Genomic DNA, 312 nt, shown 5'->3' with positions numbered 1-312 from the left:
ACCGATCACCAGTTGCACCGGATCTTCCGGGTCGGCGTGGCCGAGGGCGACCATGGCGCCGATCAGCACCACGCCGTGCACGAAGTTCGAGCCCGACATCAGCGGCGTGTGCAGGATCACCGGCACGCGCGAGATGACTTCGTAGCCGGCAAACGCGGCCAGCATGAAAATGTAGAGTGCGGCAAAGCCTTCCATGATGTCTCTCCTTACAGACCGAGGATCTGCTTCACGCCCGCGTGGCGCACTTCGCCCGCGTGGGTGAGACAGCATCCGGCCATGACTTCGTCTTCCCAGTCGAGCGCGAGCGCGCCG

The 312-nt window shown here is 64.4% G+C and carries 1 protein-coding gene; it reads right to left on the bottom strand.

Annotated features, from left to right (window positions below):
• The coding region (locus AC22G6_RS21890) for a proton-translocating transhydrogenase family protein (RefSeq protein WP_487368517.1) at positions 1-195 on the bottom strand (195 nt) is incomplete at its 3' end.
• Positions 196-312 lie beyond the last annotated feature (117 nt).

Source organism: Parazoarcus sp. PS-13 R2A, assembly GCF_057621855.1.
This window is presented reverse-complemented; position numbering and strand designations above follow the sequence as displayed.